The sequence below is a fragment of the Maritimibacter fusiformis genome (genome assembly GCF_008086115.1).
Lineage (GTDB): Bacteria > Pseudomonadota > Alphaproteobacteria > Rhodobacterales > Rhodobacteraceae > Muriiphilus > Muriiphilus fusiformis.
Genome location: NZ_VSIY01000003.1, coordinates 348,348 through 373,792 on the forward strand (window position 1 = coordinate 348,348; position 25,445 = coordinate 373,792).

General features: G+C 67.3%; 24 protein-coding genes and 1 tRNA gene. 12 read left to right on the plus strand and 13 right to left on the minus strand.

Going from position 1 to position 25,445, the window contains the following annotated elements:
• Positions 1-101 precede the first annotated feature (101 nt).
• Together FVF75_RS02435 and FVF75_RS02440 are read left to right on the plus strand one after the other, a co-directional pair.
• Positions 102-389: a hypothetical protein gene (locus tag FVF75_RS02435; RefSeq protein ID WP_148376152.1), complete on the plus strand. Its 288-nt coding sequence runs from the start codon at positions 102-104 to the stop codon at positions 387-389.
• Between the two features lie 65 nt (positions 390-454).
• Positions 455-1,606, plus strand: coding sequence for an aminotransferase class V-fold PLP-dependent enzyme (locus FVF75_RS02440; protein ID WP_148376153.1), 1,152 nt, complete (start codon positions 455-457; stop codon positions 1,604-1,606).
• Here FVF75_RS02440 and FVF75_RS02445 read toward each other — a convergent pair.
• The 3 genes from FVF75_RS02445 to FVF75_RS02455 all read right to left on the minus strand — a co-directional run bounded on the left by FVF75_RS02445 (position 1,603) and on the right by FVF75_RS02455 (position 3,758).
• Positions 1,603-1,782 (minus strand): hypothetical protein, encoded by a 180-nt coding sequence (locus FVF75_RS02445; RefSeq protein WP_148376154.1) that lies wholly within the window; start codon positions 1,780-1,782, stop codon positions 1,603-1,605. The genes FVF75_RS02440 and FVF75_RS02445 overlap by 4 nt on opposite strands.
• A 90-nt stretch (positions 1,783-1,872) precedes the next feature.
• Entirely contained in the window at positions 1,873-3,072 is a 1,200-nt protein-coding gene (locus tag FVF75_RS02450) for an FAD-dependent monooxygenase (protein ID WP_148376155.1), read from the minus strand.
• Complete coding sequence (locus tag FVF75_RS02455; protein ID WP_148376156.1) at positions 3,072-3,758, minus strand: pyrimidine 5'-nucleotidase; 687 nt, start codon at positions 3,756-3,758, stop codon at positions 3,072-3,074. The genes FVF75_RS02450 and FVF75_RS02455 overlap by 1 nt, the downstream gene beginning before the upstream one ends.
• Positions 3,759-3,866: 108 nt before the next feature.
• Between FVF75_RS02455 and FVF75_RS02460 the strand changes: the two genes are divergently transcribed.
• The gene (locus FVF75_RS02460) at positions 3,867-4,508 is read left to right on the plus strand and encodes a GntR family transcriptional regulator (RefSeq protein WP_148376157.1); all 642 of its coding nucleotides are present in this window, start codon (positions 3,867-3,869) and stop codon (positions 4,506-4,508) included.
• Here the strand turns inward: FVF75_RS02460 and FVF75_RS02465 are convergent.
• Positions 4,483-6,423: a glycosyltransferase gene (locus FVF75_RS02465; RefSeq protein ID WP_246137974.1), complete on the minus strand. Its 1,941-nt coding sequence runs from the start codon at positions 6,421-6,423 to the stop codon at positions 4,483-4,485. The two genes, FVF75_RS02460 and FVF75_RS02465, sit on opposite strands and share 26 nt — an antisense overlap.
• A gap of 108 nt (positions 6,424-6,531) precedes the next feature.
• Complete coding sequence (gene carA, locus FVF75_RS02470) at positions 6,532-7,686, minus strand: glutamine-hydrolyzing carbamoyl-phosphate synthase small subunit (protein ID WP_148376158.1); 1,155 nt, start codon at positions 7,684-7,686, stop codon at positions 6,532-6,534.
• Between the two features lie 129 nt (positions 7,687-7,815).
• Between carA and FVF75_RS02475 the strand changes: the two genes are divergently transcribed.
• A complete protein-coding gene (locus FVF75_RS02475) occupies positions 7,816-8,274 on the plus strand; it encodes a GatB/YqeY domain-containing protein (protein ID WP_148376159.1) in 459 nt (152 codons plus the stop codon).
• A gap of 107 nt (positions 8,275-8,381) precedes the next feature.
• On the opposite strand, the gene FVF75_RS02480 is transcribed toward FVF75_RS02475, so the two are convergent.
• From FVF75_RS02480 to lipB, 4 genes are all read right to left on the minus strand, one after another.
• Positions 8,382-8,927, minus strand: coding sequence for a DUF2244 domain-containing protein (locus FVF75_RS02480; protein WP_148376160.1), 546 nt, complete (start codon positions 8,925-8,927; stop codon positions 8,382-8,384).
• Positions 8,928-8,997: 70 nt separating this feature from the next.
• Positions 8,998-10,671 (minus strand): cytochrome c oxidase subunit I, encoded by a 1,674-nt coding sequence (locus FVF75_RS02485; RefSeq protein WP_148376161.1) that lies wholly within the window; start codon positions 10,669-10,671, stop codon positions 8,998-9,000.
• Positions 10,672-10,869: 198 nt separating this feature from the next.
• Positions 10,870-11,307: a c-type cytochrome gene (locus FVF75_RS02490; protein WP_148376162.1), complete on the minus strand. Its 438-nt coding sequence runs from the start codon at positions 11,305-11,307 to the stop codon at positions 10,870-10,872.
• Positions 11,308-11,484: 177 nt separating this feature from the next.
• Positions 11,485-12,168 (minus strand): lipoyl(octanoyl) transferase LipB, encoded by a 684-nt coding sequence (gene lipB / locus FVF75_RS02495; RefSeq protein WP_148376163.1) that lies wholly within the window; start codon positions 12,166-12,168, stop codon positions 11,485-11,487.
• Between the two features lie 177 nt (positions 12,169-12,345).
• Between lipB and FVF75_RS02500 the strand changes: the two genes are divergently transcribed.
• A tRNA-Leu gene (locus tag FVF75_RS02500) sits at positions 12,346-12,432 on the plus strand.
• Positions 12,433-12,464: 32 nt separating this feature from the next.
• Here the strand turns inward: FVF75_RS02500 and FVF75_RS02505 are convergent.
• Positions 12,465-13,370: a LysR family transcriptional regulator gene (locus tag FVF75_RS02505; protein WP_148376164.1), complete on the minus strand. Its 906-nt coding sequence runs from the start codon at positions 13,368-13,370 to the stop codon at positions 12,465-12,467.
• 93 nt (positions 13,371-13,463) lie between these two features.
• Between FVF75_RS02505 and metF the strand changes: the two genes are divergently transcribed.
• A complete protein-coding gene (gene metF / locus FVF75_RS02510) occupies positions 13,464-14,330 on the plus strand; it encodes a methylenetetrahydrofolate reductase [NAD(P)H] (protein ID WP_148376165.1) in 867 nt (288 codons plus the stop codon).
• A 71-nt stretch (positions 14,331-14,401) separates the two neighbouring features.
• The gene (locus FVF75_RS02515; RefSeq protein WP_148376166.1) at positions 14,402-14,881 is read left to right on the plus strand and encodes a PaaI family thioesterase; all 480 of its coding nucleotides are present in this window, start codon (positions 14,402-14,404) and stop codon (positions 14,879-14,881) included.
• 69 nt (positions 14,882-14,950) lie between these two features.
• Here the strand turns inward: FVF75_RS02515 and FVF75_RS02520 are convergent, their stop codons facing one another.
• Both FVF75_RS02520 and FVF75_RS02525 read right to left on the minus strand, forming a co-directional pair.
• A complete protein-coding gene (locus tag FVF75_RS02520) occupies positions 14,951-17,242 on the minus strand; it encodes a xanthine dehydrogenase family protein molybdopterin-binding subunit (RefSeq protein WP_148376167.1) in 2,292 nt (763 codons plus the stop codon).
• A gap of 69 nt (positions 17,243-17,311) precedes the next feature.
• Complete coding sequence (locus FVF75_RS02525) at positions 17,312-18,475, minus strand: type III PLP-dependent enzyme (RefSeq protein ID WP_148376168.1); 1,164 nt, start codon at positions 18,473-18,475, stop codon at positions 17,312-17,314.
• Between the two features lie 114 nt (positions 18,476-18,589).
• Between FVF75_RS02525 and FVF75_RS02530 the strand changes: the two genes are divergently transcribed.
• On the plus strand, positions 18,590-19,024 hold the full coding sequence (locus tag FVF75_RS02530) for an Lrp/AsnC family transcriptional regulator (protein WP_148376169.1): 435 nt from the start codon (positions 18,590-18,592) through the stop codon (positions 19,022-19,024).
• On the opposite strand, the gene FVF75_RS02535 is transcribed toward FVF75_RS02530, so the two are convergent.
• Positions 19,021-20,244 carry a multidrug effflux MFS transporter gene (locus tag FVF75_RS02535; RefSeq protein ID WP_148376170.1) on the minus strand — a complete coding sequence of 408 codons (1,224 nt, stop codon included), beginning with the start codon at positions 20,242-20,244 and terminating at the stop codon, positions 19,021-19,023. The two genes, FVF75_RS02530 and FVF75_RS02535, sit on opposite strands and share 4 nt — an antisense overlap.
• Positions 20,245-20,444: 200 nt before the next feature.
• Here FVF75_RS02535 and FVF75_RS02540 point away from each other — a divergent pair, with 200 nt between their 5' ends.
• The 4 genes from FVF75_RS02540 (at position 20,445) to FVF75_RS02555 (ending at position 25,437) form a co-directional block, all read left to right on the plus strand.
• Positions 20,445-21,977 carry an acyl-CoA carboxylase subunit beta gene (locus FVF75_RS02540; RefSeq protein WP_148376462.1) on the plus strand — a complete coding sequence of 511 codons (1,533 nt, stop codon included), beginning with the start codon at positions 20,445-20,447 and terminating at the stop codon, positions 21,975-21,977.
• Between the two features lie 19 nt (positions 21,978-21,996).
• The gene (locus tag FVF75_RS02545; RefSeq protein WP_222861180.1) at positions 21,997-22,434 is read left to right on the plus strand and encodes a DUF6497 family protein; all 438 of its coding nucleotides are present in this window, start codon (positions 21,997-21,999) and stop codon (positions 22,432-22,434) included.
• Entirely contained in the window at positions 22,434-22,841 is a 408-nt protein-coding gene (locus tag FVF75_RS02550; RefSeq protein ID WP_166126306.1) for a hypothetical protein, read from the plus strand. Before FVF75_RS02545 ends, FVF75_RS02550 begins: the two co-directional genes overlap by 1 nt.
• Before the next feature lie 595 nt (positions 22,842-23,436).
• On the plus strand, positions 23,437-25,437 hold the full coding sequence (locus FVF75_RS02555) for an acetyl-CoA carboxylase biotin carboxylase subunit (protein WP_148376171.1): 2,001 nt from the start codon (positions 23,437-23,439) through the stop codon (positions 25,435-25,437).
• Positions 25,438-25,445: the final 8 nt, after the last annotated feature.

Sequence of the window (25,445 nt, forward strand, 5' to 3'; positions counted from 1 at the left end):
CACCGCGCGCTCACGCCGCGTTGATTGCCGCCATCTTGAAATATGAGGGGACATGTTCTATATTTGTTCTATAGCCTGACCGCCTGCCGAGGAGAGATCTGATGCCTCATGCTGCCCCCCTGCCCCCGACCCGAAAACAGCTCGACTATGCCCGCGCCATCGCGCGGCGGCTCGATGCCGCGATCCCGCATTCGCGTCTTGCCGACCGCCGCGCGCTGTCGGACTGGATCGACGCGCACAAGGCGCCGCGCAGCGCCGCAGGCCCCGGCGCGACCTCGCGCCAGGTCGCCTTTGCCGAGAAGCTGGCCCGGATCAAGCGCCGCGCGATTCCCGACGAGTGCTTTCGCGACGCGGGCCTGATGTCGCGCTGGATCGACGCCAACCGATAGGGCTTGCGCCCGCGCGCGCTGCGGTGCCAAGGTCGGCGGACCGAAACCCGACCCGAGAGGCCCCCATGACCGCCCTGCGCCCCGATATCGACCCCGATGGACTGCTGGAATTCTCGGTGGTGTTCACCGACCGCTCGCTCAACCACATGTCGGCGGCGTTCCAGGGCGTGATGCGCGACATCTCGGCGATCCTGAAAGAGGTCTACGCCGCCGATGCGGTGGCGGTGATTCCCGGCGGCGGCACCTATGCGATGGAGGCGGTGGCGCGCCAGTTCGCCACCGGAAAACGCGCGATGGTGATCCGCAACGGCTTTTTCTCGTATCGCTGGAGCCAGATTTTCGAGATGGGCGCGATCCCGGCGGGTGAGACCGTGATGCTGGCCAAGCGCACCGGCAACGGCCCCACCGCGCCCTTCGCGCCCGCGCCGGTCGAGGAGGTGGTGGCGCGCATCCATGCCGAGAAACCCGACGTGGTGTTTGCCCCGCATGTGGAAACCGCCAGCGGCATGATCCTACCCGACGACTACATCCGCGCCGTGACCGAGGCGGTTCATGCCGAGGGCGGCCTTTTCGTGCTCGACTGCATCGCCTCGGGGGCGGTCTGGGTCGACATGCGGGAAACCGGCGTCGACGTGTTGATCTCGGCGCCGCAAAAGGGCTGGTCGGCGCAGCCTTCGGCGGGGCTGGTGATGATGAACGAGCGTGCCCGCGACACCGCCAAGGCGGCACAGTCGACCTCGTTCGCCATCGACCTCGGCAAGTGGCTGGCGATCATGGAGGCCTATGAGGGCGGCGGGCACGCCTATCACGCCACCATGCCGACCGACGCGCTGCGCGCCTTTCGCGACGTGATGCTGGAGACGAAGGACTACGGCTTCGACAAGCTGGCCGAGGCCCAGTGGGACCAGGGCCGCCGGGTGCGCGCGGCGCTCAGGGCGCGCGGTGTGCGCTCGGTCGCCGCCGAGGGGTTCGAGGCGCCGGGCGTGGTGGTCAGCTATACCGACGACCCAGAAATCCAGTCGGGCCGCGCCTTTGGCGCCTTGGGCATGCAGATCGCTGCCGGCGTGCCGCTGATGGTGGGCGAAGGCGACGACTACCGCAGCTTCAGGCTGGGCCTGTTCGGCCTCGACAAGCTCTATGACGTGGATGCCAGCGTGGCCCGGCTGGAGGCCGCGCTCGACAAGGTGCTGGGGCCGGCGGGCAAGACGGCGGGCTAGCCGCCGACGCTGATCAGCACCAGCGCGAGGTAGACCAGCACGGTCAGAACCGCCATCACCCCGATGATGCCGGCGAGGCCCCAGACCAGGAACGCCACGACCAGCGCCACGACGATCAGAAGGGCGATGGCGAAAAACTGGATTTCGCCGCGCGTGTCATTGTCTTGCATGCTCATGGTCGGTCTCCTGTGCGCAATGGATGGCAGCTTATCCTCTACATGATCGCGGCGGCAAAGGCGATCTTCCGTCGCACCTTGGCCGCGGCCTTAGCCCGGGCCAAGCCCCGCGCGCATCACGCCGCGGCGCAGCGGTGCGATATCGTGCACGGCCTTGAGGCCCGCCAGCCGCAGCGCCTGCATCCCCGCCCCGCCCGAGCGCGCCACCCGGTTGAACAGGTCGATCGCGCGCGCGCGCGCGGCGATGTCGGCCCGGCGGGCCTGGGCATATGCGGTGAGGACGGCGGACGCGCCGGGGTCGGCGGGCATGGTCGCGGCCGCCTCGACCAGCGCCGCGATGTCGTTGAGCGAGGTGTTCAGCCCCTGCGCCCCGATCGGCGGCAGGGCATGGGCCGCCTCGGCCACCAGCGCCACGCGCGCCTCGGTCAGGCGGTCGGCCAGTTGGGTGACTATGGGCCAGGTCGAGCGCCGCCCCTCGAGCCGCAACCGCCCCAGGTGCCCGGTCGAGCGGGCGAACATCTCGTCCTCGAACTCCGGCACAGGCATCGCCATCAGGTCGACCGCGCGGGGGCCGAAGTTCATCCAGATCACCGCCGAGGCGGGCCGCCCCTCGTGGTCGGGCAGCGGCACGGTGGTGAAGGCGCCGCCCTCATTGTAGATTTCGGTCGAGACATTGTCGTGCGGCCGGTCGTGGGTGACGGTGAAGGCCAGCGCCTTCTGGCCATAGCGGGTGGTGCGCGCCCCGATCCCGGCGGCTTCGCGCAGCGGCGAGGCGCGGCCATCGGCGGCCACCGCCAGTTTCGCGCGCACCTGGCTGCCGTCAGTGAGGCCCAGGATCACGCCATCGCGGCGCTGCACCAGCGAGGCAAAGCCGGTGCCATAGAGCGCCGTGATCCCCGGGGCATCGGCGAGGTAGCCCGCCAACTCGCGCCGCACCAGCCAGTTCATCAGGTTCCAGCCGAAGGGCGCGTCGCCCATTTCGGCGGCGGCAAAGCTGCGCCGGTCGCGGATCACCGGCGGCCAGCCGGTGGTGTCGATCACCTCGAGCCGGTCGAGCGGCGTGGCGTGCGGCGCCAGCACCCGCCAGAGGCCACACGCCTCGAACAGGTCGCGCGCCGGGCGCAGGAACGCGGTCGAGCGCAGGTCGGACCCGTCCTGACCGGCCTCAGTCACCGGCGGCACCGGGTCGGCCATGATCACCGAGAAACCCCGCGCGGCAAAGACCGCCGCGGCCACCTGCCCGGCGATGCCTCCGCCGGAGATGAAGATATCGGCCTCGCGCCTTCGCATCATTCCGCCTCCGACCGCTCGCCCCGGCGCGCAAAGGTGCCCGCGATCACCTCGGCCAGGAAGGCGGACAGGTCGTCGGTGTGGTGGTGGATATGCGCCGCCGGGGCCGCTTCGGGGGCGACGTGGACCGTCTGCAACCCCATCTCGTGCGGCGCGGCCAGGTTGCGCGGGTCATCCTCGAACATCGCCGCCGCCAGCGGGTCGAGCCCGTCGGCGGAAAACACCGTCTCGAACGCCACGCGCTGCGGCTTGGGGTGAAAGCCCGCATGTTCGACGCCGTAAACCGCATCGAACACGCCCGAGAGACCGCGCGCCTCGATCACCCGCTCGGCATAGGGGGCCGAGCCGTTGGTATAGACGATCCGCCGCCCGGGCAGATCGCCGATCCGCGCCGCAAGCAGCGGGTCGGGGATCAGGGCGGCGAAGGAAATGTCGTGCACCTCGGTCAGATAGGGCGCCGGGTCGACATCGTGTTCGGCCATCAGGCCGGCCAGCGTGGTGCCGTAGGCGCGCCAGTAATGCAGCCGCAGCCGGTCGGCCTCGGCCCGGTCGACGCCGAGTGTGTCCATCACCCAGGCGGTCATGCGCGCCTCGATCTGGTCGAACAACCGCGCCGAGGGCGGATAGAGCGTGTTGTCGAGGTCGAAGACCCAGGTGGTGACGTGGGAAAAACGCTGTGCAAACATGCGTTCTATCTAGGCCCTCTGCCCCCCGGTTGCGAGCCTGAAAAGCCCCGCGCGCTTGAATATGACCGCCAGAGGTGCATAGTCGGGCGGACCCACAAGGAGGACAGCGTGGCCGAGGCCAGGACCGGAACCAAGGACGCCTATGAACTGATCCTGGACGCGATCGACGCCGGCCTCTACCGGCCCGGCGACCGGATGGTGGAAAGCGAACTGGCCGAGCGTTTCGGCGTTTCGCGCACCCCGATCCGCGAGGCGCTGCAACGGCTCGAGACGCAAAGCCTTCTGACCCGCGACGGGCGCTCGCTGATCGTGGCCTCGCTGGACCACAACCAGTTGGCGGAGCTTTACGCGGTGCGCGCCGAACTGGAGGGGCTGGCGGCGCGTCTGGCCGCCCAGCACGCGGCGCCCGAAGAAGTGCGCGTGCTGCGCGAGATGGTCGAGCAGGACCGGGCGCTGGTCGACGATCCGGCGGCGCTGTCGCGGGCCAACCGGCGGTTTCACAAGCAGATTCACCTGGCCTCGCACAACCGCTACCTGATCCAGCAGCTTGACCTGGTGCACCGGACCATGGCGCTGCTGGCAACCACCTCGCTGGCGGTCGAGGGGCGGTCAAAGACCGCGGTGGCCGAACATGACGCCATCGTCAAGGCGATCGAGGCGCGCGACGGCGAGGCCGCCGATGCGGCGCTGCGCACCCATATCTCGCGCGCCTTCGAGACCCGGCTCAGGCTTGACTCGGTTGCGGAATAGGCAGCGGCGGTCCGTCCGGCTCGACGTGGTAGTCGCCGTGATGGGTCTTGTCCCAGTAAAACGGCCGGGTGACGATCTCGGCGATGGCCTTGACGGCGGCCAGCGTTGCCAGCGGATAATAGACATGCAGGGTCGGCACCCATTTGCGCAGGAACCGGTGCTCGGGCGCGCCCAGCGCGCTGATGCCGATGGCGATGTTCAGAAGCTCGGTTGAAAAGAACGCCACCGCCAAGGTCAGGGCCATGGCGCGCGGCATCATGTCGACCAGCGGATGCGGCAGCCCGACCGCCGGCAGCCAGAAGCTCCACAACAGCGGCGCCAGCACGAACTGGCTGAGGGTGCCGAGAAACAGCACCTGCACGCCGATGGTCTTGCGCCATCCCAGGTCCGCCAGAAGCTGGCGCGGCCGGCGCATGTGCACGCCGTAGGTCATGGCATAGCCCTTGATCCAGCGCGACCGCTGCTTGATCCAGGGCCAGACGCGGCAGTTGGCCTCTTCGCGGGTCACGGTGTCGATCAGCTCGGTGCGAAACCCGTGCCGGGCCAGGCGGATACCGAGATCGGCATCCTCGGTGACGTTGTGGGCATCCCAGCCGCCCAGGCTTTCCAGCGCCGCACGACGGAAAAACAGCGTGGTGCCGCCCAGCGGCACCGCGAAGCCCAGCCGTTGCCAGCCCGGCAGCACCACCCGGAACCAGGCGGCATATTCGATGGTGAAGGCGCGGCTGAGCCAGTTTTTCGGCGCGTTGTAATAATCCAGGATGCCTTGCAGACAGGCCACCTCGGGGCCGCGCGCCGCGAACCGGTGCACCACCTTGCGCAACTGGTCCGGGGCCGGTTCATCCTCGGCGTCATAGACCCCGATGATCGAGCCACGGCAGAAATCCAGCGCGAAATTCATCGCCCGGGGCTTGGTGCGCACGGTGCCCTCGGGCACGATGATCTGGCGCATCCAGGCGGGCAGGTCCGAGGCCGCGAGGGTTTCGCGGGTCAGGAGATCGTCGGCCTCGACCACCAGGCAGATGTCGAGCGCGGCGCGCGGATAGTCGAGCGCGGCCAGCCTGCGGATCAGGCGTCCGGCGATGTCGCGTTCACGATAGAGCGGCACCAGCACCGAGATGGTGGGCAGGCGCGCAGGCTCGGGGTCGGCGGGGGCCTCGGCGGCGGCGCGTTTGCCGTGCCACATCAGGAGCGCCGAGACCAGTTTCACCCCGGTCGTGGCCAGCATGGTCAGCACCACCCAGCCGGTCAGCACCGCGAAACCGAAGGTCGGCGCGGTGACGAACAGCGCGACCAGCGCCAGCGCCACCCCCAGCCAGAGCCGCCCGGTCGGGCCGGCCTGCCAGCTTCGGCAACTGTCGCAGGCCTCGACCCGCTGTTCGGCGCGGCGCGACAGGTGCCGGTTGCGCGCCGCGATCAGCGCGGTCTGGATGTCACGCTCGGGCGCGACGGCCAGGTGAACCCGGCCGAACCCCGCAGGCAGCCGGTCGCGGATCGCCGCGAACTCGTCGGGGCGCGAGCAGATCAGGACGGTGCCGCCGCCCAGGCGTTTCCACGGCACGACCGCATGGCGCACGCAGAACTCGGCCCCCAGCGCGTCGACCAGCCGCGCGTCCGGCGGCTCGGCCCGCAGATCGGCCACCCGGGTGTCGTATTGCGCCGCCAGCGCATCGTAAAGCGCGGCCTCGGACACCATGCCGTTGGCGGTGAGGATATCGCCGAACCGCGCCTCCTGCCCGGCCTGAAGCGCAAGCGCGCGGGCCAGGTCATCGGCGCAAAGATCGCCCCGCTCCAGCAGGATCTGGCCCAGCGGGCGGCGCGCGCCCTGCCCCGGCGGCGCCTGGGCCGGTCGTGGCAGATCGCCCGCGAACGCCGCGCGGCCCATGTCGGGCGCGTCGAACAAATGCGGGGCCAAGGGGCCAAAACTGCTTGAATCCATTGAAAACCTGCCGGGCCGGACCCGCGCAGTCTGCGCGACAGGTGTTAACGGATGGTTAACGGAGGCCCGGCAAGACGCCCCGGGTCAGGCCGACTTGCGGGCCTCCATGGCGTCCGTGAATCGCTCGAACAGGTATTGGCTGTCCATCGGGCCGGGGCTGGCCTCGGGGTGGTATTGCACCGAGAACACCGGGCGGCCATCCATCGAGATGCCGCAGTTCGAGCCGTCGAAGAGGCTGACGTGGGTTTCGCGCACGCCCTCGGGCAGCGACTGGGCGTCGACCGCGAAGCCGTGGTTCATCGAGGTGATCTCGACCTTGCCGGTGTCGATGTCCTTGACCGGGTGGTTGGCGCCGTGGTGGCCGTGGTTCATCTTGACGGTTTCGGCCCCCAAGGCGCGGGCCAGCATCTGGTGGCCAAGGCAGATGCCGAACACCGGCAGGTCGGTGCCGTCGAGGATCGCCCGGATCATCGGCACGGCATATTCGCCGGTCGCCGCCGGGTCGCCGGGGCCGTTCGACAGGAACACCCCGTCGGGGGCCAGCGCCAGCACCTCTTCGGCGGTCGCGGTCGCCGGCAGCACGGTCACGTCGCAGCCCACCGAGGCAAGGCTGCGCAGGATGTTGCGCTTGGCGCCGTAGTCGATCGCCACCACCTTGAAACGCGGCGCGGTCTGGCGGGGGTAGCCATCGGGCCAGGCCCAGCGCATCTCGTCCCAGTGATAGGATTGCGCGCAGGTGACCTTTGCGGCCAGATCCAGCCCGACCAGCCCGGGAAAGGCCCGCGCCCTGGCCACCAGGTCCTCGATGTCGAAATTGCCCTCGGGATCATGCGCCAGCGCCACATGCGGCGCGCCCTGCTGGCGAATCGCGCGGGTCAGCCGGCGGGTGTCGACGCCGCCCATGCCGATGCGCCCGCGCCGCGCCATCCAGTCGGCCAGCGGCTCGATCGCGCGCCAGTTCGACGGCTCGGTCGGGTCCCATTTCACCACCACGCCCTCGGCCACCGGATCGGCGGTCTCGTCATCCTCGGGGTTCACGCCGACATTGCCGATATGCGGGAAGGTGAAGGTCACCACCTGCCCGGCATAGGAGGGGTCGGTCATGATCTCCTGATAGCCGGTCATGGCGGTGTTGAAGCACAGCTCGGCGGTGGTCACGCCGGTCGCGCCGAAGCCGGTGCCGTAGTAGACGGAGCCATCGGCAAGCGCGAGGCAGGCGGTGGGTTTGGGTCGGGTCATGGCGTTTCCCCCTGGGGCAGTCGGGCTTGTCCTAAGACGGCGGTCAGGCGGGGTCAAGCGGGCCGGCTTGTGCCGCCCGGCGCAAAGCGGTAGATACGGGGCTTTCAAACCGATCGGGGGAATGGTCCGATGGATATTCGAAGCCGCCTGAACGAGGCGCTGAAGACCGCGATGCGGGAAAAGGACGCCGCACGGCTGTCGACGCTGCGCCTGATCAATGCCGCCATCAAGGACCGCGACATCGCCGCCCGCTCGGAAGGCGAGGAGGTCACGGTGAGCGACGGCGAAATCCTCGCGATCCTGGGCAAGATGGTCAAGCAGCGCCACGAAAGCGCGCGCGCCTACGAGGAAGGCGGGCGGCTGGAACTGGCCGAGAAGGAACGCGCCGAAGTCGGCGTGATCGAGGATTTCCTGCCGCGGCAACTGTCGGACGACGAGACCGCGCGCGCGGTGGAAAAGGCGATCGACGAGGTCGGCGCCGAGACGATCCGCGACATCGGCAAGGTGATGGGCGTGCTCAAGTCGCGTTACGCCGGGCAGATGGACTTCGGCAAGGTCGGCCCGATGGTCAAGGCCCGGCTGGGTTGAGGCGGGGCAAGAGCGTTCGGGAACGCTCCTGCAAAGACCTTTTGCAAAGGTCTTCGCCTCCGGCGGGAGTATTTTTGCCAAGATGAAGGCGACGAGCGCGGTCCGGTTCAGGGCGCGCGGCGGGATTTGGCCAGCGTCAGGGCGCGGGCGATCTCGTCGTGCAGCCTGGGGCGTTCGTCCTCGTGCAGGAAGGCGCCGATCTCGACCTCGCGCCCGGCGCCCCTGAGCGTGAGGTAGTGCGGCACCGGGCCGCCGGTCTCGCGGCTGGTGAGCGTGACCCAGTGCAGGTTCGCCTCCCACCCGGCCCGGCGGCGGTAGGGACCGGTGCGGGTCAGGCGGATGTGGTCGGGCCAGATTTCCAGCTCTTCGAGGATTTCGCCGTCGCGGTAGCTGCGGTCCATGAACCACCACAATGCCCCCAGCGCGCCGAGCGCGGGCACCAGCAGCCACCACCAGGCCAGCGTGCCGATGAAGGCCGAGACCGGGATCAGGATCGCCGCGAAGGCCAGCGCCATGACCGTGACGAAGCCGCGTTTCGGCAGCGAGCGGTAGGGCCAGAGGTGAAGCACGCCGATCGGAGCCGCGCCGTCGGACCGGCCGGGGGCGTCGGCGGCGGGCGCCTGGGTCAGCGGCGTTTCCCATTCATACGGCATGGTGGATGCGGCCCGTGGAAAGCAAAGGGGCCCGGCGTGACCCGGGCCCCTTGGTGTTGGTGGCCAGACCCTAGTGGGCCCGGGAGTGGTCCCAGTCCTCGGGCTTGGGGAGCGTCTCGAAGGTGTGCTCCGGCGGCGGCGAGGGCAGCGTCCACTCGAGCGTGTCGGCGTATTCGTTCCAGTAGTTGTTCTCGGTGATCCGGCGCCCGGCGAAGATCGTGTAGAACACGATGCCGATGAACAGGATGAACGAGGCATAGGACAGGAAGGCGCCGTAGCTCGACAATTCGTTCCACTTGGCGAAGGCTTCGGGGTAGTCGATGTAGCGGCGCGGCATGCCCTGACGCCCGAGGAAGTGCTGCGGGAAGAAGGTCAGGTTGGTGCCGATGAAGAACAGCCAGAAGTGCAGCTTGCCGGCCCATTCCGGGTATTGCCGCCCCGACATCTTGCCGATCCAGTAGTAGACCCCGGCGAAGATGGTGAAGGCCGCGCCCAGCGACATCGTGTAGTGGAAGTGCGCCACGATGTAATAGGTGTCGTGATAGAGCCGGTCGACACCCGCCTGGCTGATCACCACGCCGGTCACGCCGCCCATGGTGAACAGGATCAGGAAACCGAAGGCGAACAGCATCGGCGTCTTGAACTCGATCGAGCCGCCCCACATCGTCGCGATCCACGAGAAGATCTTGATCCCCGTCGGCACCGCGATGACCATCGTTGCCAGCATGAAATAGCTCTGCTGGGTCAGCGACATGCCCACCGTATACATGTGGTGCGCCCAGACGATGAAGCCGATCGCGCCGATCGCGATCAGCGCCCAGACCATCGGCAGGTAGCCGAAGATCGGCTTGCGCGCGAAGGTGGCGAAGACGTGGCTGGCGATGCCGAAGCCCGGCAGCACGACGATGTAGACCTCGGGATGGCCGAAGAACCACAGGATGTGCTGGTAGAGGATCGGGTCACCGCCGCCCGACGGATCGAAGAAGGTGGTGCCGAAGTTGCGGTCCATGAGCAGCATGGTGATGCCGCCCGCCAGCACCGGCAGCGCCAGGAGGATCATCCAGGCGGTGACGAAGATCGACCAGGCAAACAGCGGCACCTTGAACAGCGTCATGCCCGGCGCGCGCATGTTGAGGAAGGTGGTGATCATGTTGATCGCGCCCAGGATCGACGAGGCGCCAGAGACGTGCACCGCGAAGATCGCGAGGTCCATCGAATAGCCGCCCTCGGTGGTGGACAGCGGCGGGTAGAGCACCCAGCCGACGCCCGATCCGAGCTGGTCGTTGCCGCCCGGCGACAACAGCGAGGCCACGCCCAGCATGGTGCCGGTCACGTAGAGCCAGAAGCTGAGGTTGTTCATCCGCGGGAACGCCATGTCCGGCGCGCCGATCTGCAGCGGCATGAAGTAGTTGCCGAAGCCGCCGAACAGCGCCGGGATGACCACGAAGAACATCATCAAGACGCCGTGGTAGGTGATCAGCACGTTCCACAGATGCCCGTTCGGCGTGCACTCGGCCGCCGAATCGGCAAACATGCGGAAGCCTTCGAGGCACATGTGCTGCACCCCCGGCTCCATCAGTTCGATCCGCATGAAGACGGTGAAGGTGACCGAGATCAACCCGACGAATGCCGAGAAGAACAAATAGAGGATGCCGATGTCCTTGTGGTTGGTGGACATGAACCAGCGCGTGAAGAAGCCGCGCGTATCCTCGTGATCGTCCCCGTGAATGGTTGCGTCCGCCATGCGACGTCTCCCTTGTGCGTTTCCCGCCTGCGATCTGCCGATTTGTCCGCAGGATTTGGAATGTTTTTAAGTCGGGAAACCGGAAGGGGCAAGTTGTCCCTGCGACAATAAGCCCCTAAAGCACCAAAAAAATGGCCCCGCCCGAGTTCTGCTCGGGCGGGGCCGGGAAAAGTCGCGGTCAGCGCGCAGAGCGGGGCGTCAGCTGTCGCCCTCTTCGCCGCCGTCGCCGAAGGTGGCGAGGTAGGCGGCCACGTCTTCGCTGTCCTTCAGCTTGAAGGTCATCTTCGACTTGGCCTTGTCATCGTCGAGATAGTCCGCGAGGAACGCCTTGGGGTCGTGCGAATACTCGGTCAGCAGCTCCTCGGTCCAGACCAGCCCGGCCTCGCCCGCGGCCACCAGCGAATCGCCGTACTTGCCTTCGAACTCGGGCTCGGTGCCGGCCTGGCGGCCGATGACGCCCCAAAGGTTCGGGCCGGTCTTGCCGCCCTTGACGATATCCTCACCGTCCGGGTCGGTGATCGCGTGGCAGGACTTGCATTTCTTGAAGTCTTTTTCGCCGTCGGCGGCATCGCCGTCGGCAAAGGCGGCGGTGGACAGGGCCAGCAGCGCCGCGGCGGTGGTGAGAAGGGTTTTCATCGCTTTCCTTTCGGTCTCAATTTCGGTTCAGCGGTCCGGTATGCAACGCGCCCAACATAGATTTGTTCCCGCCGCACACCATAGCATGTCGTAGGACCGAAACCTGCGGCAAATCGCCGTCGATCTCAAGGGGACTCTCGGTCGCATTGACGCACCGCGCGGGGAATCGCGGCCCTTTCAAGGCAATGTGATACCGCCCGGGACGGTTTCGGGTGAGGGAAAGGCGTCCTCGAAGGTGGCGCGCAGGGCAAGGTCGAGGTCGGCCATCGTCACCGGCAGGCCCAGATCGACCAGCGAGGTGACGCCGTGATCGGTGATGCCGCAGGGCACGATGCCGGTGAAATGGTCAAGCGCCGGATCGACGTTGACCGAGATGCCGTGAAAGCTGACCCACTTGCGCAGCCGCACGCCGATGGCGGCGATCTTGTCCTCGGCGGGCGCGCCGCTGGCGGTCAGGGGCTTGTCCTCGCGCACCACCCAGACGCCGACGCGCCCGTCACGCAACTCGCCCCTGACGTTGAACTCGGCCAGGGCGGCAATGATCCAGGCCTCGAGGCGCTTGACGAAGACGCGCACGTCGCGGCCACGCCTGTTCAGGTCGAGCATGACATAGGCCACGCGCTGCCCCGGCCCGTGATAGGTATACTGCCCGCCGCGCCGGGTCTCGTGCACCGGAAAACGGCCGGGATCGACCAGGTCGGCGGGATTGGCCGAGGTGCCGGCGGTGTAGAGGGGGGGATGCTCGACGAGCCAGATCATCTCGTCCGCCACGCCCTCGGCGATGGCGCCGGCGCGTGCCTCCATGAAGGCGACCGCCTCGTCATAGCCGGTCAGACCGTCGGATATGCGCCATTCCACCATGCCAAACCCCGCATCGCGCCGCCAGATGATGCCCGCGACATACGCCCGGTGCGCGGCAATGTCACGTGCCCGGCACCCGCCGCGCCCTGCCCCGGCAGGCCCGCGCCGAGGCGGCAACTTTTCGCTTCACATCGTGCGCAACCTTCGCTATTGACCGCGCCACCAAGCCCAGACAGTGCGGTCGTGGCGGAATTGGTAGACGCGCAGCGTTGAGGTCGCTGTGGGGTAACTCCCGTGGAAGTTCGAGTCTTCTCGACCGCACCATTCACTCCGATGTTTCAGACTCTTCCCGCGCCTCAGCGTTTCTGCAGTTTCACCGGCTCGGTGCGCGCCAGGCGCATCATGTGGGCGATGTAGGGCCGGGCCACGTCCTCGTCGCGGGTGGCGGCATACATGCGCTTGGACAGCCCCGCCTCGGTGATGCGCTTGACCACGTAATCGGGTTTGGCGCGCACGTCGCGCAGCACCCAGTCGGGCAGCACGGTGACACCGCGCCCGGCGGCGACCAGCATCAGGATCACCTCGGTCAGTTCCACCGCGCGGGTCGATTGCGGCTCGATCCGGGCGGGGGTCAGAAGGGCGGTGAAGATGTCGAGCTTGGCGCGCTCGACCGGGTAGTGGATGAGCATTTCCTCCTCGAAATCCTCGGCCTCGATGAACGGGCGGTCGGCCAGGCGGTGGCCGCGCGCGCAGACGAACATCGGCTCGTAGTCGAACAGCGGCGTGAAGGTGACGCCGGGCAGTGCGACCGGGTCCGAAGACACAACGAAATCAACCTCTTCGCGCCTGAGCGCCTCGAGCGCGTCGAACGCCAGCCGCATCCGGATATCGACATCGACATCGGGCCAGGCGGCGCGGAACTGCTCCAGCACCGGAAACAGCCAGTCGAAACAGGCGTGGCATTCTATGGCAATGTGCATCCGGCCCGAGCGCCCCGAATGCATGGCGCGAAACTCCTCTTCGACGGCGGCGACCTCGGGCAGCACACGCTCGGCCAGCCGCAGGAGTTTCAGCCCGGCGGGCGAAAGCTTCATCGGCTTGGAGCGGCGCTGGAACAGCTCCATCCCGACCTGTTCCTCCAGCGCCTTGACCTGATGCGACAGGGCCGACTGGGTGATGTGCAGGATATCGGCGGCGCGCGCCAGACCGCCGGCATCATGGATCGCGCGGATGGTGCGAAGGTGGCGGAATTCCAGATACATATGAGACTGTCTCATAAACTTGGTGAGATTTATGAATTTGTCTCACAAGGATGCCGGCGATACAAGACGGGAAACCACACCGGGAAACCCACCATGTCCACCCCGCGCGTCTCGTTCGAATTCTTCCCGCCGCAGAACATCGAGGCGGCGTTTCGCCTGTCCGACACGGTGCGCGACCTGGCGCCGCTGGACCCCAGCTTCGTGTCCGTCACCTACGGTGCCGGCGGCACCACGCGCGAGTTGACGCATGACGCGGTGGCGACGATCCACAAGCGCTATGGCCTCAACGTGGCCGCCCACCTGACCTGCGTCGATGCCAGCCGCGAGGAAACCCTTGCGATTGCCGAGACCTACGCCGGGATCGGGGTCAACGAAATCGTGGCGCTGCGCGGCGACCCGCCCAAGGGCGCCAAGGGCTTCGTGCCGCATCCCGAGGGCTTTGCCGATTCGGTCGAATTGATCGAGGCGCTGGCGGCCACCGGCAAGTTCAACATCCGCGTCGGTGCCTACCCCGACCCGCATCCCGAGGCCGCCGACACCGATGCCGATGTCGCCTGGCTGAAGCGCAAGATCGACGCGGGCGCCACCTCGGCGATCACGCAGTTCTTCTTTGAGCCGGAGACCTTCTTTCGCTTCCGCGACAAGTGCGAGAAGGCCGGGATCGACGCGCCGATCATTCCCGGCATCCTGCCGATCGAGAACTGGGCGGGCGTGCGCAAGTTCGCCACCCGCTGCGGCGCGCATGTGCCGGGCTGGCTGGACGATGCTTTCGACAAGGCGGCGCGCGACGGGCGCGAAGACCTGCTGTCGGTGGCGCTGGCGACCGAGCTTTGCGCCGACCTGATCGAGGGCGGCGTCAAGGACCTGCATTTCTACACGCTCAACAAGCCGCAATTGACCCGCGACGTGGCCCATGCACTTGGCGTGACGCCGAAGGTGACGCTGCAAGAGGTGGCCTGAGCCGCGGCGAACGCCACGTCAGGCTTGCACGCGGCGCGGCGGTGGTGATCCTGCCCGCCAGGAGGTGCGCCATGGCCACTGCGACACGCCCCGACGACTTGCCGAGCACCGAGGACGTTCTGGCGCTTTCGGGTCTGGAATTCATGCAACGGATGAAGGCGGGCGACCTGCCGGGGCCGCCGATCGGCGGGCTGATGAACTATCGCCTGGCCGAGGTCGAACCGGGCCGGGTGGTGTTTCGCGCCACGCCGGAGTTTTCCCATACCAATCCGCTGGGCACGGTGCATGGCGGCTGGTACGGCACGCTCCTGGACAGTGCGATGGCCTGCGCGGTGATGACGCTGGTGCCCAGGGGGTCGGTCTATACCACGTTGGAATACAAGGTGAATATCATCCGCCCGGTGCCGCTGGGCGCCGAGGTCGAGGCAATCGGGGTGTCGCAGCACACCGGGCGCTCGACCGGCGTGGCGATCGGCGAGATCAAGGGGGTCGGGGACGGCAAGCTCTATGCCACCGGCTCGACCACCTGCATCGTGATGAAGATGGCCTAGGCCGCGGCTGGGGGTTTTGCACCCCCAAACCCCCGCAAGGTATTTTCGGAGCAAAGAAGACGGGGCACGTCAGTCGCGGCGGGCGTCCCGCAACATGCGCCACACCCGTTCCGGGGTGAAGGGCATCTGCGCGGTCTCGACCCCGGCCTGGCGCAGCGCGTCCTGCATGGCGTTGGCGACCGCGCCCATGGCGCCGACGGTCCCCGCCTCGCCGCAGCCTTTCATACCCAGCGCGTTGGCGGTCGAGGGCACCGGTTCGGTGGTGAAGCCGATGGCCGGCACGTCGTCCGCGCGGGGCAGCGCGTAGTCCATGAAGCTGGCGGTCAGAAGCTGGCCCTCGTCGTCATGCACCACCCGTTCCAGCATCGCCTGCCCCAAGCCCTGCGCAACGCCGCCATGCACCTGGCCCGCGACCAGCACCGGGTCGAGCATGGTGCCGAAGTCGTCGGTCACGCTGTAGCGCACCACCCGCGCGAGCCCGGTCTCGGGATCGACCTCGACCTCGGCGACATGGGCGCCGTTGGGGTAGGAGCGGGCCGGCAGGCGGGCGGTTTCGCTGACGCGAAGCAGGTCGGCGCGCCCTTTCGACAGGGCCAGTGCGGCAGTATCCATCATCGTCGGGGTGAGGTTCGAGCCCTTGATGCGGAACACCCCGTCGTCAAGGCGCACATCGGCCGGATCGACGCCTTCGGCCACGGCCAGGAACGCGGCAAAGCCTTCGGCCACGCGGGCCACCGCGGCGCGGGTGGCGTTGGTCTGCACCGTGACCGAGCGCGACCCGCCAGTGCCGCCGCCGCGCGCGATGCGGTCGCTGTCGCCCTGCACCACCTCGATCCGTTCGACCGGGATGCCGGTCTGCGCCGCCAGAAAGCGGGCATAGACGGTTTCGTGCCCCTGCCCGTTCGACTGGGTGCCGACATAGAGGCGCACGCGGCCGTCATCGGTGAACTCGATGGTCGCATCCTCCTCGGGCGAGCCGAGGATCGATTCGATATAGGTCGCCAGCCCCAGCCCGCGCAGCTTGCCGCGCGCCGCACTCTCGGCGCGGCGGGCGGCGAACCCGGCACGGTCGGCGAAGGTCTCGGCCCGGTCGAGCACGCGGTGGAAATCGCCCACGTCATAGATCTCGCCCGACACGGTGGTGTAGGGGAACGCCGTCGCCGGGATGAAGTTCCTGCGCCGAAGCTCCCACGGATCGACGCCCAGTTGATGCGCGGCGCGGTCGATCAGCCGTTCCAGCGCAAATATCGCCTCGGGCCGCCCGGCCCCGCGATAGGCTTCGGTCTGGGTGGTGTTGGTATAGATGCCGCGGGATTCGACCCGGGCGCAGTCGATATCGTAAACCCCTGTCAGAACACGCGAAAACAGGTGCGTCTGGATCATCTGCCCGAACGGGCCGTTGTAGGCGCCGAGGTTGAACACGGTCTCGACCTTGTAGGCGGTGATGCGGTGGTCGGCGTCGAGCGCCAGGGTCGAGACATGGCGCAGGTCGCGCCCGGCGCTGTCGGTCAGCATCGCCTCGGTGCGGTCCGACATCCAGCGCACGGGGCGGTTCAGAACCCGCGCGGCATGCGCCAGCACGATGTATTCGGGAAACATCTGCCCCTTCAGCCCGAAGCCGCCGCCGACATCGGGCGTGGTCACGCGCACCGCGTCCGGATCGAGCCCGAAGGCCGCGGCGATGTCGCGTTTCGGCCCCCAGACCCCCTGCCCCGAAAGCGCCAGATGCAGCCGCCCGTCCTCGACCGCCGCCCAGGCGCCGCGCGGCTCCATCGAGGCGATCATCACGCGGTTGTCCTCGATCTCCATGGTCACGACATGGGCGGCATCGGCAATCGCGCGGTCGACCGCCTCGGCGTCGCCCAGCGCATAGTCGATGCCGACATTGTCCGGGGCCTCGTCATGCAGTTGCGGCCCGCCGGGGGCGAGCGTGACGTGGGCGGGAAGCTCTTCGTAGTCCAGTTCGATCAGCTCGGCGGCGTCGCGCGCGGCATCGAGGCTGTCGGCCACCACCGCCGCGACCGGTTCACCGACAAAGCGCAGCCGGTCGCGCGCCAGCACCGGGCGTTCCGGCGCCGCCCCCTTGCCGCCATCGCGCGCCGGGGCCAGTGTCGCCTTGATCGCCACGTCGATGCCGGCGGCCTCGAGGTCGGCCAGCGTCAGCACGAGGTGGACGCCGGGGGCCGCGTGCGCCTCGGAAACATCAAGCCCGGTGATCCGGGCATGGGCCACAGGCGAGCGCAGGATGTGGCACACCAGCGCGTCGCGGGGCGCGTCGTCGTCGATATAGCGCCCCTGCCCGGTCAGAAGCCGGGTGTCCTCGAAGCGGTTGCCGCTCTGGCTCTGTCCGAATTTCTCCAAGGTCTCACCCCGCGCTGTTTCGAGGGGCGAGACTACGCGACAGCGCAGCGGTGTCCAGTCACCGGGCGGTCATGGCGCGGGCTGTCGGATGGTCACGAGGTCGTAGGCGCCGTAGCCGTTGAAGCCTGTGGCGGTGGCAGTGGAATAGGCGCCGATCCCGTCGAAGATCAGGTAATCGCCTTCCTCGACATCGCCCGGCAGGTCCACCGGCTGCGGCAGCCGGTCGAGCGAATCGCAGGTCGGGCCATAGAGCACCCGGCCCATCGGGGCGCCGTCGCGCAGGCTGCCGTCGGGCGCCACCACGCGCACCCGGCCCGGCAGGCCCATCAGCGGCACCTCGGCCAGAAGACCGTAGATGCCGTCGTTCAGGAACAGCGAGCCGCATTCGCGCTTCGCCTTGACCCGGGTGGCGAGGCTGAAGGCCCCGGCCACCATGGCGCGGCCCGGTTCGCACACCAGGCGCGGTGCATCCGGGCCGAAGGCTGCGTCGCGGGCGCTGTGGATGGCGTCGAACACCGCCTCGAGCGGCGGCACATGCGGCCCGGTGGCTGCCGGAAAGCCGCCACCGACATTGAGCCGGGCCAGGCGCACGCCGGTGGCCTCGGCGATATCGGCGCAGGTTTCGATATAGCGCGCCCAGGCGGCCGGATCGGCGCACTGGGTGCCGGGGTGAAAGGTCATCGCGGGGGTGAAACCGGCCTTGGCCACGGCGCGCAGCAGCCGCGCCGCGCCTTCCGGCGCCTCGCCGAATTTCGATCCGAAATCATAGGCCGCACCGGAAACCGGCAGCGCCAGGCGCACGGCAACCTCGGTGCCCTGCGGCACCTGTTCGATCAGCTTGGCCAGTTCCGACAGCCCGTCGACCGACCAGGACGCGACGCCCGCCGCGACCCCGGCGGCGATCTCGGCGGGGCTGCGCACCGGGTTGTTGTAATGCAGCGCCGCGCCCGGCGCGACATCGCGCACCAGCGCGATCTCGGCGGGCGAGGCCACGTCGAAGCCGGTGACGCCGGCGGCCACGAGGGTATCAAGCACCGCGCGCTCGGGGTTTGCCTTGACCGCGTAGGTCGTCATCCCGTCGAAACCCTGGGCAAAGCGGCGGGCGGTGTCGGCCAGCTTTTCGGGCGCGAAATAGAGCACCGGCGCCTCGGGGCGCACGTGTTGCAGATGGTCGATCTCGTTTGGCCAGATCTGCGGCCAAATCCGGGGCTGGGTCTGGGAATAGTCGCGCATGGGCTCACCTGTTCGCATCGTTTCCCCCAAGGTGGGCCGAAGAACCGCCGGATGGTAGCGTCAGAGCGGCGAATCTGTCAGGGTTTGCGGGCAGATCGACAAGGATACCGACGAATGGACAACATCGACCGCGACCTGATGCGCCTTCTGGCCGAAAACGCCCGCGCCCCGGTGGCGACGCTGGCGCGCAAGCTGGGGCTGGCACGCTCGACCGTGCAGGCGCGCATCGACCGGCTGGAGGCGCGCGGCGTGATCGCGGGCTATGCGCTGCGCCTGGGCGACGCCGCCGAGGCCGAGTTGATCCGCGCCACGGTGCTTCTGAGCCTCGAGCCGCGCGCCACGGCCGCGGTTCTGGCCCGCCTCAAGGCGTTGCCGGCGGTCGAGCGGGCGCATACCGCCTCGGGCCGGTTCGACATGGTGTTGAGCGTCGCCGCAGGCTCGACCGCGGCGCTGGACGACACGCTGGACCGGATCGGGGAAATCGACGGGGTGCGCGGCTCGGAAAGCCTGATCCACCTGTCGACCCGGATCGACCGCAGAAGCCGTTAAAGGCGCGTCAGTCGCAGCCGGCGTTCGCGCCGCATCACGAACAGGATCGCGACGACCGAGGCGCCGGTGGTGGCCAGCATCAAGAGCAGCAGCGGCGTCGGGCCGCTGTCGGGGCCAAGCACGGTGCCGGCAAAGGACGACAGCACCGCGCCACCGCCCAGCATCATCGCCCCGCCCAGCCCGGCGGCGCTGCCCGCAAGGCCGGGCCGGACCGAGACCATGCCGGCGTTGGCATTGGGCATGACCATGCCGTTGCCCATGCCGAGCGGGATCATCAGGCCGAAGAACACCCAGGGCCCGCCCAGCCCCGCCATGTGCAGCACGGCATTGAGAAGCAGCCCGGCGACCCCGACGCCACCCCCGGCCAGGATCATCCGGTTGATCCCGAACCGCACCGACATCCGCGCCGCGACCCAGTTTCCGGCGAGATAGCCCCAGCCGGCGGCGCCGAACAGAATGCCCAGTTCGGCCGAACTCAACCTGAAAATCTCCTGCCCGACATAGGGCGCGCCGCCGAGATACGAGAAAAACCCGCCCGACGAGAACATTGCCGCCGCCGCATAGCCCCAGAACCGGGGCGAGGTCAGAAGCTCGGGGTATTCGCGGACCTGGTCGATCATCTTGCCTTCGCGCCGCATCCCGGTTTCGCCCAGGTCGCGCCAGACCACCCACCAGACCAGCACCCCGACCAGCACCAGCAGCCAGAAATTCGCCTTCCAGCCCAGCGCCGCGTCGAGCACGCCGCCGATTGCCGGGGCGAACATCGGCACCACCGCCATGCCCATCGTGACATAGGCCATCATCGAGGCGGCCTTGTCGGTCGAGACCATGTCGCGCACCACCGCCCGCGACAGCACCATCCCCGCCCCGATCACCGCCTGCAGCATCCGAAACGCCAGGAACACGCCGACATTCGGCGCGAACAGGCAGCCGATGGTGGCAAGGACAAAGCCCACGCAACTCCACAACAGCACCGGGCGACGCCCGTAGCGGTCGGAAATCGGCCCGATCACCACCTGCAACAGCGCGTTCATCGCAAGGTAGAGCGTGACCGCAAGCTGCATCAGGTGATAGTCGGTCTCGAAATACTCGGTCATCCCCGGCAGCGAGGGCAGGAACACGTTCAGCGACAGCGTGCTGACCCCCGCGAGCATGATCAGCGTCACGAGATGAGGAGGGGTGGTCCTGTCGAGGAACCGGATGACGGGCACGTCGGACATGGACTTGGCGTATGGCGCACCTTGGGCTTTGTCGATATGGATTGCGCCTTTTTCGGGCCGGGAACGAAAAGACGCTGCGTCCTTCGCAATTTTGCAATTCGCAACCAAAGCCTTGCGATTACTTTGCAAATTCGCCGGAAAGTGCTTTTGAGATCGGCCCCGGACCGTTAGGTTGCGTTGAACACATGGAGGGCCGCCAGATGAAAGACATCCTGCAAAAACTGGAACAACGCCGCGATGTCGCCCGGCTGGGCGGGGGCGAGAAACGCATCGCCAGCCAGCACGCCAAGGGCAAGCTGACGGCGCGCGAACGCATCGAACTTCTGCTCGACGAGGGCTCGTTCGAGGAGTTCGACATGTTCAAGGCGCATCGCTGCACCGATTTCGGGATGGAGAAGCAGCAGATCGCGGGCGACGGCGTGGTCACCGGCTGGGGCACGATCAATGGCCGCATGGTCTATGTCTTTTCCCAGGATTTCACCGTGTTCGGCGGCTCGCTGTCGGAAACGCACGCCGAAAAGATCTGCAAGATCATGGACATGGCGGTGCAGAACGGCGCCCCGGTGATCGGGCTGAACGATTCCGGCGGCGCGCGCATCCAGGAAGGCGTGGCCTCGCTGGCGGGCTATGCCGACGTGTTCCAGCGCAACATCATGGCCTCGGGCGTGGTGCCGCAAATCTCGGTGATCATGGGGCCCTGCGCGGGCGGCGCGGTCTATTCGCCGGCGATGACCGATTTCATCTTCATGGTGCGCGATTCGTCCTACATGTTCGTGACCGGCCCCGACGTGGTGAAGACCGTGACCAACGAGGTGGTGACCGCCGAGGAGCTTGGCGGCGCCTCGACCCATACCCGCAAGAGCTCGGTCGCGGACGGCGCCTTCGACAACGATGTCGAGGCAATGGTCGAGGTGCGCCGGCTGGTCGACATGCTGCCGCTGAACAACCGGGCGAAATCGCCGGTGCGGCCGTTCTTCGACGACCCCGGGCGGCCCGATCACTCGCTCGACACGCTGATCCCCGACAACCCGAACACGCCCTACGACATGAAGGAGTTGATCCTCAAGGTCGCGGACGAGGCCGATTTCTACGAGATACAGGCGGATTTCGCAAAGAACATCATCACCGGCTTCATCCGCCTCGAAGGCCGCACGATCGGCGTGGTGGCCAACCAGCCGATGGTGTTGGCGGGCTGTCTCGACATCGACTCGAGCCGCAAGGCGGCGCGGTTCGTGCGCTTCTGCGATGCCTTCGAGATTCCGATCCTGACCTTCGTGGACGTGCCGGGTTTTCTTCCCGGCACCGGGCAGGAACACGGCGGCGTCATCAAGCACGGCGCGAAACTGCTGTTCGCCTATGGCGAGGCGACGGTGCCCAAGGTCACGGTGATCACCCGCAAGGCCTATGGCGGGGCCTATGACGTGATGGCCTCGAAACACCTGCGCGGCGATTTCAACTATGCCTGGCCCACCGCCGAGATCGCGGTGATGGGGGCCAAGGGGGCGGTGGAAATCCTCTATCGCTCGGAACTGAATGATCCCGACAAGATCGCCAAGCGCACCCAGGACTACGAGGACCGCTTCGCCAACCCCTTCGTGGCCGCCGAAAAGGGCTTCATCGACGATGTGATCATGCCGCATTCCACCCGCAAGCGGGTCTGCCGGTCGTTCGCCTCGCTGCGCAACAAGAAGCTCGAGAACCCGTGGAAAAAGCACGACAACATCCCGCTCTAGGCGGATCGGAGACCCGGTGATGCACGACCCCAGGCCCACAGCACGCGCCCTGTCCCGCGCCGGAGCATTGGCGGCGTTTGCCGCCACGCCCGCGCTGGCCGCGCCTGTCGGGGCCGAGGGTGCCATCGCGCTGCCGTCCGGGCGCGAGGTCACGTTTCACGACGTGATCTGGGGCGAACCGGGGCCGACCGGGCTGACCGTGCGCTTTCGCTTCATCGAGCCGGACCTGGCCACGGTCATCAAGTCCACCCCCTACGACGAACTCGAGGCCGACATGCGCGCGCTGTGCGAGGATTTCGCGCTGGGCCGGATCGCCAACATCGGGCCGCAACCGGCGCAGATCGTGGTGTCGATCTCGGACCGCCCGGTGGCATTCGGCGAGGCCGATCCCGAGGCCGCGCAGGTCTTCGAAGCCTACCGCCCCGAGGGCCACACCTGCATCTGGGAGCCGTTCTGATGCCCCTGCCCGACATGACCAAGCATCGCGGCTTTCCCGGCCGCCTGCCCGGCACCGATTTCCAGTTCACGCTGCGCCGCGCCAACAAGAAGGGCGCGACCCCGATCGTGCGGCGCGAACGCCACGCCGACCGCAGGCCCGCCGACCGCCGCGCCGACACCGCCTTTCTGGCCGCCCTCTGGGCGCATTTCGGCGACGAGCCGTTCGAACGCGGCAACCTCGACGCGGGCCGCCTGTCGTGGCTGATCGGGCGCGAGGTGGTGCCCGCCGAAGACCCGTTCGATCCGGCAAGTTATCAAGCGATGCTGAGAATCAACGTGAAACTGGCACGGGCGAATTTCCCCGACGCTTTCGACGACGGCGCGGCGCCGGAGGATGACTGGGACGGGGATTGGGACGAGGAATGAGCATGTTTTCGCCAGCCCGCCCCGAATCCCGGCAATCCGCCGCGCATTTTGCCGCCCCCGCACGCGGCCCCTGTCGCGGCGCGAAAACCGCTGGCATCGTCCGGGACATGGCAGAGGCTTTATCCCGGTTTTCTGCCTGGTTTAGTCAAACCGTTACCCTTCCCCTTCTACCCGGTCTGGTTCCCTACGAGCCAGACCGGGCTTTTTCGTTTGGGGCTAGAAGATCGCCAATCTTCCCACCGGGCAATCAGAGAGAAATCGCATGAAATGGATCGACGAAATCCTTGATGCCTTCCGGGCATTGGGTGGCGCAGCGCGTTACGAAGATTTGTATGAGTACATCGAACGCACCACTTCTCGAGAACTCTCGAGAGAGTGGAAGGCGACGGTGCGACGCACCGTCGAAGATCACTCCAGTGATTCAATGAATTTCCGCTCAACGGACCATTTTGTTCACCTGGACCACGGTTTTTGGGGTTTGAGGGGGCGAGAAGGGGTAAGCGCCCTCGCCGAAGCGCGGAAAAAAGCCAAGCCTCGAGACATTATCTCCGAACTATTCGAGTGGCAAAAAAAACAGAAGAACGAGGGACAGGCCATGTTCAAGAAGATCCTGATCGCCAACCGTGGTGAAATCGCCTGCCGGGTGATCAAGACCGCGAAGAAGATGGGCATCAAGACCGTCGCGATCTATTCCGACGCCGACCGCAACGCGCTGCATGTCCGGATGGCCGACGAGGCGGTGCATATCGGCCCGTCGCCGGCCAACCAGTCCTATATCGTGATCGACAAGGTGATGGCGGCGATCAAGGGATCGGGCGCCGAGGCGGTGCATCCGGGCTATGGCTTTCTGTCCGAGAACCCGAAATTCGCCCAGGCGCTCGAGGCCGCGGGTGTCGCCTTCGTCGGCCCGCCGGTCGGCGCGATCGAGGCGATGGGCGACAAGATCACCTCGAAGAAACTGGCCCAGGAGGCGGGCGTGTCGACGGTGCCCGGCTACATGGGGCTGATCGAGGATGCCGACGAGGCGGTGCGCATCGCCGGCGAGGTCGGCTATCCGGTGATGATCAAGGCCTCGGCGGGCGGCGGCGGCAAGGGCATGCGGATCGCCTGGAACGACGACGAATGCCGCGAGGGCTTTCAGTCGTCCAAGAACGAGGCGGCGTCCAGTTTCGGTGACGACCGCATCTTCATCGAGAAATTCGTGACCCAGCCGCGCCACATCGAAATACAGGTTTTGTCCGATTCCCACGGCAATGGCATCTATCTGGGCGAGCGGGAATGTTCGATTCAGAGAAGAAACCAGAAGGTGATCGAAGAGGCGCCCAGCCCGTTCCTCGATGAGAAGACCCGGCGCGCGATGGGCGAACAGGCGGTCGCGCTGGCCCAGGCGGTGGACTATACCAGCGCGGGCACGGTGGAATTCATCGTCGATGGCGACAAGAATTTCTACTTTCTCGAAATGAACACCCGGCTTCAGGTCGAACACCCGGTGACGGAGCTGATCACCGGCGTCGACCTGGTCGAACAGATGATCCGGGTGGCCAATGGCGAGAAACTGTCGATCAAGCAAAGCGACGTGAAGCTGAACGGCTGGGCGATCGAATCGCGGCTTTATGCCGAAGACCCCTACCGCAACTTCCTGCCCTCGATCGGGCGGCTGACCCGCTACCGCCCGCCCGAAGAGATCGCGCTGGCCGACCACGTGGTGCGCAACGACACCGGCGTGTTCGAGGGCGGCGAGATCTCGATGTATTACGACCCGATGATCGCCAAGCTGTGCACCTGGGGGCCGGATCGGGGCACCGCGCTTGAACACATGCGCAATGCGCTCGATTCGTTCGAGCTTGAGGGGATCGGGCACAACCTGCCGTTCCTGTCCGCCGTGATGGATCATCCGCGCTTTGTCTCGGGCGACATCACCACCGCCTTTATCGCCGAGGAATACCCCGACGGCTTCGAGGGCGTGACGCTGGACCAGGGCAATCAGCAACGCGTCGCCGCCGCCGTCGCCGCGATGTTCCGGGTGGCCGAGATCCGGCGCTCGCGCGTCTCGGGCCGGATGGACAACCACGAACGCGTGGTCGGCTCGGACTGGGTGGTGACGCTGCAGGGCGAGAGCTTCGAAGTCAGGATCGCCGCCGATCCGAAAGGCTCGACCGTGCATTTCATCGACGGCACCGAAATGCGGGTGACCAGCGACTGGACCCCGGGCGACCCCCTGGCGGTGCTCGATGTGGCGGGCGAGCCGCTGGTGCTGAAGGTCGGCAAGATCGCCGCGGGCTACCGCATCCGCACGCGCGGCGCCGACCTCAAGGCCTATGTGCGCACCCCGCGGCAGGCGGAACTGGCCACGCTGATGCTGGAAAAGACGCCGCCCGACACGTCGAAGATGCTGCTCTGCCCGATGCCGGGCCTGGTGGTGAAGATCGACGTCGAGGAGGGCGACGAGGTGCAGGAAGGCCAGGCGCTGTGCACCATCGAGGCGATGAAGATGGAAAACATCCTGCGCGCCGAGCGGAAGGGCGTGGTCGCGCGCATCACCTGCGAACCCGGCGACAGCCTGGCGGTCGACGAAGTCATCATGGAGTTCGACTAGGGCATGGC

What these genes read in the sequence shown, in the direction of transcription:
- FVF75_RS02435 (WP_148376152.1), top strand. Translation starts at nt 102, where the DNA reads ATGCCTCATGCTGCCCCCCTGCCCCCGACCCGAAAACAGCTCGACTAT.
- FVF75_RS02440 (WP_148376153.1), top strand. Translation starts at nt 455, where the DNA reads ATGACCGCCCTGCGCCCCGATATCGACCCCGATGGACTGCTGGAATTC.
- FVF75_RS02445 (WP_148376154.1), bottom strand. Translation starts at nt 1,782, where the DNA reads ATGAGCATGCAAGACAATGACACGCGCGGCGAAATCCAGTTTTTCGCC.
- FVF75_RS02450 (WP_148376155.1), bottom strand. Translation starts at nt 3,072, where the DNA reads ATGCGAAGGCGCGAGGCCGATATCTTCATCTCCGGCGGAGGCATCGCC.
- FVF75_RS02455 (WP_148376156.1), bottom strand. Translation starts at nt 3,758, where the DNA reads ATGTTTGCACAGCGTTTTTCCCACGTCACCACCTGGGTCTTCGACCTC.
- carA (WP_148376158.1), bottom strand. Translation starts at nt 7,686, where the DNA reads ATGACCCGACCCAAACCCACCGCCTGCCTCGCGCTTGCCGATGGCTCC.
- FVF75_RS02475 (WP_148376159.1), top strand. Translation starts at nt 7,816, where the DNA reads ATGGATATTCGAAGCCGCCTGAACGAGGCGCTGAAGACCGCGATGCGG.
- FVF75_RS02480 (WP_148376160.1), bottom strand. Translation starts at nt 8,927, where the DNA reads ATGCCGTATGAATGGGAAACGCCGCTGACCCAGGCGCCCGCCGCCGAC.
- FVF75_RS02485 (WP_148376161.1), bottom strand. Translation starts at nt 10,671, where the DNA reads ATGGCGGACGCAACCATTCACGGGGACGATCACGAGGATACGCGCGGC.
- FVF75_RS02490 (WP_148376162.1), bottom strand. Translation starts at nt 11,307, where the DNA reads ATGAAAACCCTTCTCACCACCGCCGCGGCGCTGCTGGCCCTGTCCACC.
- lipB (WP_148376163.1), bottom strand. Translation starts at nt 12,168, where the DNA reads ATGGTGGAATGGCGCATATCCGACGGTCTGACCGGCTATGACGAGGCG.
- FVF75_RS02505 (WP_148376164.1), bottom strand. Translation starts at nt 13,370, where the DNA reads ATGTATCTGGAATTCCGCCACCTTCGCACCATCCGCGCGATCCATGAT.
- metF (WP_148376165.1), top strand. Translation starts at nt 13,464, where the DNA reads ATGTCCACCCCGCGCGTCTCGTTCGAATTCTTCCCGCCGCAGAACATC.
- FVF75_RS02515 (WP_148376166.1), top strand. Translation starts at nt 14,402, where the DNA reads ATGGCCACTGCGACACGCCCCGACGACTTGCCGAGCACCGAGGACGTT.
- FVF75_RS02525 (WP_148376168.1), bottom strand. Translation starts at nt 18,475, where the DNA reads ATGCGCGACTATTCCCAGACCCAGCCCCGGATTTGGCCGCAGATCTGG.
- FVF75_RS02530 (WP_148376169.1), top strand. Translation starts at nt 18,590, where the DNA reads ATGGACAACATCGACCGCGACCTGATGCGCCTTCTGGCCGAAAACGCC.
- FVF75_RS02535 (WP_148376170.1), bottom strand. Translation starts at nt 20,244, where the DNA reads ATGTCCGACGTGCCCGTCATCCGGTTCCTCGACAGGACCACCCCTCCT.
- FVF75_RS02540 (WP_148376462.1), top strand. Translation starts at nt 20,445, where the DNA reads ATGAAAGACATCCTGCAAAAACTGGAACAACGCCGCGATGTCGCCCGG.
- FVF75_RS02545 (WP_222861180.1), top strand. Translation starts at nt 21,997, where the DNA reads ATGCACGACCCCAGGCCCACAGCACGCGCCCTGTCCCGCGCCGGAGCA.
- FVF75_RS02550 (WP_166126306.1), top strand. Translation starts at nt 22,434, where the DNA reads ATGCCCCTGCCCGACATGACCAAGCATCGCGGCTTTCCCGGCCGCCTG.
- FVF75_RS02555 (WP_148376171.1), top strand. Translation starts at nt 23,437, where the DNA reads ATGTTCAAGAAGATCCTGATCGCCAACCGTGGTGAAATCGCCTGCCGG.